This is a genomic window from Streptomyces sp. NPDC004658, assembly GCF_040609555.1.
Classification (GTDB): Bacteria; Actinomycetota; Actinomycetes; order Streptomycetales; family Streptomycetaceae; genus Streptomyces.
The window spans coordinates 1-7,328 of record NZ_JBEXKG010000253.1 but is presented as its reverse complement, the minus strand read 5'-3'; the positions used below and the strand labels follow the sequence as shown (position 1 = coordinate 7,328).

6 protein-coding genes are annotated in these 7,328 nt (G+C 74.9%); 3 read left to right on the top strand and 3 right to left on the bottom strand.

Annotated elements, in window-relative coordinates; genetic code table 11:
* Both ABZV94_RS38950 and ABZV94_RS38945 read left to right on the top strand, forming a co-directional pair.
* A partial coding sequence (locus tag ABZV94_RS38950) for a hypothetical protein (RefSeq protein ID WP_356349375.1) occupies positions 1 to 949 on the top strand: 949 nt, incomplete at its 5' end.
* Entirely contained in the window at positions 946 to 2,265 is a 1,320-nt protein-coding gene (locus ABZV94_RS38945) for an ABC transporter substrate-binding protein (RefSeq protein ID WP_356349372.1), read from the top strand. The genes ABZV94_RS38950 and ABZV94_RS38945, both read left to right, overlap by 4 nt.
* Before the next feature lie 225 nt (positions 2,266 to 2,490).
* Here the strand turns inward: ABZV94_RS38945 and ABZV94_RS38940 are convergent, their stop codons facing one another.
* Complete coding sequence (locus ABZV94_RS38940; protein WP_356349377.1) at positions 2,491 to 3,333, bottom strand: patatin-like phospholipase family protein; 843 nt, start codon at positions 3,331 to 3,333, stop codon at positions 2,491 to 2,493.
* Between the two features lie 128 nt (positions 3,334 to 3,461).
* Between ABZV94_RS38940 and ABZV94_RS38935 the strand changes: the two genes are divergently transcribed.
* A complete protein-coding gene (locus ABZV94_RS38935; RefSeq protein WP_356349370.1) occupies positions 3,462 to 4,598 on the top strand; it encodes a winged helix DNA-binding domain-containing protein in 1,137 nt (378 codons plus the stop codon).
* Positions 4,599 to 4,711: 113 nt separating this feature from the next.
* Here the strand turns inward: ABZV94_RS38935 and ABZV94_RS38930 are convergent, their stop codons facing one another.
* Both ABZV94_RS38930 and ABZV94_RS38925 read right to left on the bottom strand, forming a co-directional pair.
* Positions 4,712 to 5,503: a serine protease gene (locus ABZV94_RS38930; RefSeq protein WP_356349368.1), complete on the bottom strand. Its 792-nt coding sequence runs from the start codon at positions 5,501 to 5,503 to the stop codon at positions 4,712 to 4,714.
* Between the two features lie 209 nt (positions 5,504 to 5,712).
* Positions 5,713 to 7,328: LuxR C-terminal-related transcriptional regulator (locus ABZV94_RS38925; protein WP_356349366.1), on the bottom strand; the 1,616-nt coding region annotated here is incomplete at its 5' end.

The following is a 7,328-nucleotide window of genomic DNA, read 5'->3' as shown; positions in this document are numbered from 1 at the left end:
GGCGCGGCTCCCCGGTGCCGGGCCGCGCCCGGCGGACGGCGCCAGCACGACCGCCCACGACCTGGCCGTCCGCCACCGCCTGCTGCTGGCCCTGTCGGCCCTGCTGGCGCTGTCGCTGTTCGTGTCGTACCAGGGCGTGCACCGGAACGCGGACCCGCTGCGCACCTCCAGCGCCCCGGCCGTCCTGTCCCTGGACACCGCGCTGTACGCGCTCGGCCAGGCCCAGGAGGACGCCGGCGCGCCCGCCCCGACCAGCGACTTCCAGAAGCAGATCTCGGTCGCCGCGCAGAGCCTGTCGGCCGCCGCCGCCGACGACGACGTGGGCGGGCCGGCGGGCCGGCAGACCCTGCAGACGATCGCCGGACTGATCACGGTCTACGCGGTCAAGGTCCAGAGGTCCCAGCTCCAGCCCGACGGCAGCCTGTTGCGCGAGGCCTACCGCAGCTACGCCGACAGCATCCTGACGGAGAAGGGCACGGGCATACAGGACCGCCTGAAGGCGCTGCAACGGCAGCAGCGGGCGGTCGTGCACCGGCAGACCTCGTTCGGCCCGCTGATGTGGCTCGCCTGGAGCGTCACCCTGCTGCTGGCCCTCGCCCTGGGCGCCGCGCTGCTGGAGACCCAGCGGTTCCTGCGCCGCCGCTTCCGGCGCCGGTACAACCGCCAACTCCTCGCCGCCGTGGCGCTGCTGGCGGCCGGGGTCGTCACCGCCGTGCTGTTCACCGTGTGGACGCAGCGGGGGATGGCGGACATCCGGCACCTGCTCGACAGCCCGCTGCCCGGGCGGCTCATACCCGACGCGGGGCGGGACACCGCCTCGTACCTGGCACACACCGGCTTCCGCGCGTCGGCGGCGGTGTGGATCCTGATAGGAGGCGCCTTGCTGATGGCACTGGCCGAGACGGGCCTGCGGCGGCACATCGACGACTACCGGTTCAGGCCCCGGTGAACGCGCACCCCGGCGGCTCCGCGACGGCCGCCCCCCGCACCCGGTTCGGCCCCTCCCGCCGCCTGGTCCGCGTCGTCGCGGTGGTGGCGAGCTGCCTGGCCGTGCTGGCGGCGGCCGTCGTGGTGGGCGTACGCGTCCTCGGGCAGGAGCCCACCGTCACCCTGCTGGCCAACTGGACCGGCGAGGACGAGGAGAACTTCCGGACGGCGGTCGTCGAGCCGTTCGAGCGGAAGTACCGCATCCACGTCGACTACCAGGGCAGCAACGCCGAGAGCCAGGTGCTCGGCGCCGACGTCGAGGCCGGCACGCCGCCCGACGTGGTGGTGCTCACCGGCCCCGGCGAACTCGCCGAGTACGCCCGGCAGAAGCACCTCCTGCCGCTGGAAGGCCTGGTGGACCAGGGGGACTTCGGCACGTCCTGGGCCATGCCGCTGGCGGACGGGCACGTGTACTGGTTCCCGCTCAAGGCCGACCTGAAGAGCATCGTCTGGTACCCGGCCGGCGTCGCGGAACAGGAGCGGAAGCGGGCGGCGCACCGGCCGGCCGCGTGGTGCGTCGGCATGGGCTCCGGCGCCACCAGCGGCTGGCCCGGCACCGACTGGATCGAGGACATCCTGCTGCAACGGTACGGTCCGGGCGTCTACGAGCGGTGGGCGCGCGGCACACTGCCCTGGGGGTCGAAGCAGGTGAAGGCGGCCTGGACCGCCTGGGGCGACCTCGTCGGCGCGGGAGGCGACCCGGCCCTCGTCCGGCGGGCCCTGAAGACCCCGTACGGCGCGGCGTCGCGACCGGTCACCGCGAGCCCGCGAGGCTGCACGCTGGAGCACCAGGCGTCCTTCATACGGGGCCGCCAGCACGCCTGGAAGGACGTCGACGGCCGCTACGAGCCCTCCGCCCGGCTGATCTCCGGCGCCTCCGCCAACCGCGCGTGGGAGGTCTCCGGAGACCTGGTCGCCCTGCTGCACGCCACCCCGGCGGCCGAGAAGCTGATCCGGTATCTGGCCTCCGCCGACGCCCAGCGCGCCTGGAGCGCCCAGCAGTCGGGCTTCTCCGTCCACGCAGGCGTCCCGCCCGCCGGCGGCAGCGACCCGGACTGGCGCCGCTCCCTGGCGCTCACCCTCCGCGACCGGCGGGCCGTGCACTGCTTCGACGCCTCCGACGCCATGCCGCCCGCGGTACGGGACGCGTTCGCCGAGGCGGCGATCGAATTCCTCGCCCACCCCGGCCACTTGGACGACCTCCTGCACTCCCTGGACACCCTCAGCGCCACCCCGGGCCTGACCTGGCTGCCGTCCGTGTGCGACCGCGCCCCGTGAACGGAGCGCGCGCTGCGGTAGGTGTGCGACCGCTCCCCGTGCAGCCGTCGGCGCAGGGGAGACGCTCAGCCCCGCGGCCAGGGCAGGGTGAGCGCGCGCCCTTGTGCCCGACCGGCTTCGGCAGCCGCCCGCGTGTCACCGTGTCCCGTGAACGGCCGGGGCGCTGCCGCGACTGCGGTAGGTGTGCGACCGTACTCCGCGCAGCCGTCGGCGCAGGGGAGACGCTCAGCCCCGCGGCCAGGGCAGGGTGAGCGTGCGCCCCTGGGCCCGGCCCGCTTCGGCGGCCGGGCGGCGGGTGGCCGGGTCGAGGGCGTTGTCGCCGATCGCCGCGGCCGACGCCTCGTCGGGGGCGACGACCACGACCTCGGCGCCCCCGGCGCGCAGCTCCGCCACGGACCGCTCCAGCGGCCGCTCGCTGGGGAAGGGCTCGGTGGCGCCCAGCGGCACCAGCACCAGCACCCGGTCGGCACCGGCGGCGAGGTCGGCGTTGGCCATGGACCGCACCCCGCCGTCCATGTACCGGCGTCCGCCGATCGTCACCGGCGGCCACACGCCCGGCACGGCGCAGCTCGCGGCGACGGCGTCGACCAGCGGCACGCCCGAGGACCGGTCGAAGACCCGTGGCTCACCGCTCTCGGCGTCCACCGCGACGATCTTCAACGCCCGTTCCGGCCATGCGTGGGACGGCAGCCGGGACTCGATCACCGCGCGCCGCTCGGCCTCGGAGACCGTCCGCGCGTCCAGCGCCACCCGCCCGACCGCGCGCCGCAACTCGCCCATGGACGCGGCCGATTCCACGGCGCCGCCGATCTCCGCCACGAACTTCTCCAGGTCCATCTCGGCCATGATCTCGGCGGCCTGCAGCGCGGGGTCCACCTGCCGGGCGTACAGCTCCTCCAGACCCAGCCCGCTGCCCACCTGCGCCGCCACGGCGGACCCCGCGGAGGTCCCCACGAGCAGAGCGGCCCCGGTCACGTCCCGCCCGGCCTCGGCGAGCCCCGCCAGCACCCCGGTGATCCAGGCGATTCCGCCCACACCCCCGCCGCCCAGCACCAGCGCCTCACCCATGTCCGCCCCTTCCGCGAAGTCCTCGATCCACGGGTACGACACCACGGCCGGGGGCGGAGGGGCAACGGCGGGACAGCGCGGGGGCATCGCGGACAGAGGTCGTCCGCGAGTGGCGTTAGCGTGCGGCCATGACCCAGAGCAGCGGAAAGCGGAGCAGTGCCCGGGGCGGTTCGGCACGTGCGCCGGTCATGGAGGTCCGTGCGCTGAACCGCGCCACCCTCGCCCGGCAGCTCCTGCTGAGCCGGTCCGCGCGGCCGGCCGGGGACGCGGTGCGTCATCTCCTCGGTCTCCAGGCGCAGAACACCCGGCCCCCGTACTACGCCCTCGCCGCCCGTCTGGACGGTTTCACGCCGGACCGGTTGTCCGCGCTCATGGCCGGCCGGGACGTGGCCAGGATCGTCACGATGCGCTCCACGATCCACACCCACACCGCCGACGACTGCCTCGCCCTGCGGCCCTTCGTCCAGCCGGCCCGCGACCGCGAGCTGCGGACCTTCCGCGCGGGGCTGGCCGGTGTCGACCTGGACCGGCTCGCGGCTGTCGCCCGGGAACTGGTGGAGGCCGAGCCGCGGACCATGGCCCAGTTGCGCGCCGCCCTCGGCGCCGCGTGGCCGGACGCCGACCCGCGGGCCCTCGCCGTCGCCGCCCGCTGCACGCTCCCGCTCGTCCAGGTCACCCCGCGCGGCCTGTGGGAGGAGAGCGGGCAGGTCGCCCTCACCACCGCCGAGCACTGGCTGGGCCGCCCCGCCGAACCCGCCCCCGCGCCGGACGACGTGGTCCTGCGCTATCTCGCCGCCTTCGGCCCCGCCTCCGTGCGCGACATGCAGACCTGGGCCGGGCTCACCCGCCTCACGCCCGCCTTCGAACGCCTGCGCCCCCGGCTGCTGACCTTCCGTGACCCGGACGGCGTCGAACTCTTCGACCTGCCCGACGCCCCGCGCCCCGACCCGGACACCCCCGCACCGCCCCGTTTCCTGCCCGAGTTCGACAACCTCCTGCTCTCCCACGCCGACCGCACCCGTGTCGTACCGCCCGCGCTCCGCGGCCGGCACTGGCAGGGCAACCAGGCCCACCGCACGCTGCTGGTCGACGGCTTCCTGGCCGGTCTGTGGAAGCTCGACGGCGACACCCTCGTCGTCGAGACCTTCGCCGAGCTGGGCAGGGCGCGGCGCGCGGAGGTGACCGAGGAGGCGGAGCGGATGCGCGCGGTCATGCACCCGGGCACCGCCCACGACATCCGGTTCGGGGACGTCGTACGGCGGTGAGGGCCTCCGGCCGGCGCGACCGGAGCGCTGGAGAGGGGGCGTTGCGGGCCGCTCGTGGTGGCCCGCAACGCCCCCCGGCCGTCACCCGAGGGGTACTCGGGAAGTCTTCCGGGTCACGAGTCGACCTGCGCGGTCACCAGGTCCGAGAAGGTGGTCAGCCGGGTGTAGACACCCGGGTAACCGGCCTCCGCGCACCCCTCGCCCCAGGAAGTGATCCCTGCCAGGACGCCCCCGATGAGCAGGGGACCGCCGCTGTCGCCCTGGCAGGTGTCCACGCCGCCGGACGTGTATCCGGCGCAGACCATGTCGGACTGGACGAAGTCCGAACCGTAGGAGGAGCGGCAGCTGGAGTCGGACACGACCGGGACGGTCGCGGTCCGCAGCTGGTTCGAGGAGCTGCCGTTCTCCGAGGTGGTCCCCCAGCCGAGGATGCGGGCGGTGGTGCCGGCCGCGTACACGCTCGTCTGGGAGGAGGAGACGTACTTCGCCGTGGTGTACGGCATCGACGTCGAGAGGGTCAGTACGGCCACGTCGTCGCCGTTGGTGGCGTCCGTGTAGTCCGGGTTGATCCAGATCTTGCTGACCCGGCTCACCGTGCCGTTGGTGCCGTTGAGGTAGGTCCGGCCGCCGACCACGCGGACGCTGCTCGTGGTCTCGCCGACCATGCAGTGCGCGGCCGTCACCACCTTCTTGGGCGCCACCAGGGTGCCGCCGCAGAACTGGTTCTGGGACGCGTCCGTGATCTGCATCATGAACGGGTACGCGGTCGTCGTGGTGGTCGTACCGCCGACGATGGGCTGAGGCGCGGCGCTCGCCGTGGGGGAGGCGAGCAGCGCGGACGCCGCCGCGGCGGCGGTGGCCACCACGGTCGCGGCGGTCTTTCTGGCACGTGTGAGCCCGAACATGAGTCTCCTCAGTGGGGGTTGCACCGGTGGGGGGTCGCGCGGGTCTGTGTGGGGTCTGCATGGGGGGCGCGGGACCGACCCCCATGTGCCCGGGCGAGCGGCACGCCCCTTACGCTAGGACTCGGAACCCTCGGCTCCCAATGAGGGAACCCCCTAGGGGGTTGGGTGAGGGAAAACCCTCGGTCCGGTTCAGTTAACAAGAGCACCGCTCAGGGCGCTCGGTGACCTGCCGCCAATCGGACGATGTCCACCCGGGAGCGGATCCCCAGCTTGCGGTAGACCCGCGTCAGGGTCGCCTCCACCGTCTTCACGCTGATGAACAGCCGGGCCGCGATCTCCCGGTTGGTGGCGCCCTCCATGACCAGCGCGGCGACCTGACGCTCCATCGCGGCCAGCGCGTGCAGCGCGTCCAGCGCCTCCGGCCGGGCCGGTGCCGGTTCGGCGGTGGCCAGGGATTCGTCCACTTGGCGCAGCCAGGGCAGCGCCCGGCAGCGCCGGAACATCCGGGTGGCCTCGTCGAACACCGCCGAGCCGGGCCGCGGGCCGCCCCGCAGCCGGGCCAGCGCGAACGCGGCCCGCGCTTCCTCCAGGCCGTAGCCGAGCTTGCCGAGCCGGTCCTGAGCCGACGTCAGCTGGGCGACCGCGGCCTCCAGGTCGCCCCGGGCGGCGCGCACCAGCGCCTCGGACCGGTCGAGCACGGCGAGGACGCTCTCCCGGCCGAGCCGCAGCGCGTGTTCCCGGCTGACGTCGATGACGTCCTGCGCCTCGGCCGCCTCACCGATCCGGACGAGTGCCTCGGCGAGGTCGCCGTGCCAGCGGCCCCGGGCCGGGTCGGTGATGCCCAGGCCCAGCTCCAGGCTGCGCACCCGGCGCAGCGAGCGCACGGTGCCCGCCGGGTCCCCGGCCACCAGCTGGGCGTACCCGAGGGCGCCCAGCGCCCGGGACAGGTACATCTGGTCGCCGTCCTCCTCGGCGTGGTCCACCGCCTCCCGGGCGAGGGCCAGGGCGCGGTCCACATCGCCGCCGGAGGCCTCGGCGAGCGAGGTGAGCATCGCCGAGGCGGTCTCGCCGATCCCGGAGTCCCGGGCGAGCCGCAGGCTGTCGCGGGCCAGTTCGAGAGCACGTCCGCAGTGCCCGGCGCGCAGCTCGGTCTCGGCGAGCCCGCGCAGGAAGTGGACCTCGCTCTCCACCGAGCCGCGCCGGCGCACCTCGCGCAGCAGCGCGGTGACGGTGGCCCGGGCCTCGGCCAGCTGGTCGCCCATGACCAGCCAGCGGAACCGTGCGCTGCCCGCGCCGTTGTGATGCCACGCCACCCGGGGGTCCTGCGGTTCCTTCAGGGCCCGCTTGATGGTGCGGGGCGCCTCCGGATGGCCCATCAGGGTCTCGGTCTGCGCCTGGAAGGCGAGGGACAGCAGCTCGGTGCGCCGGTCCTGGCCGCGCGCGGCCAGCTCGGCGGCGTGCGCGGCGGCCTCCCGGGCCTCGGTGAAGTCACCCTCCACGATGAGCGCCCGCCAGGCCAGCTGGTAGTGCACGAGGGCGAGCAGCCGGGGGTCGTCGCCGGCGTCGGCGAGGGCCTGCGGGAAGACGGCGTCGACCTCGGCCATGGTGTGGCCGGCGGTGTCGATGACGATCATCCAGGCCCGCACCCGGTCGGCGGGCACGGTCGCCCGGGCGAGCACCTCCCGGGCGATGTCCCGGGCCAGGTCGACCTCGCCGGCGGTGATCGCGTCCTCGGCGGCCGTCAGCCGGCGCTCCTCGGGGCTCGGGGTGCCGTCGGCCGGGGCGTGCCGGGCGGCGAGGAGCCCCAGCTGGGCGGCGACCGAGG

Bases quoted from the DNA above. Each gene is read 5' to 3' on its own strand.
- ABZV94_RS38940 (WP_356349377.1), bottom strand. From the start codon at position 3,333: ATGGGTGAGGCGCTGGTGCTGGGCGGCGGGGGTGTGGGCGGAATCGCC.
- ABZV94_RS38935 (WP_356349370.1), top strand. From the start codon at position 3,462: ATGACCCAGAGCAGCGGAAAGCGGAGCAGTGCCCGGGGCGGTTCGGCA.
- ABZV94_RS38930 (WP_356349368.1), bottom strand. From the start codon at position 5,503: ATGTTCGGGCTCACACGTGCCAGAAAGACCGCCGCGACCGTGGTGGCC.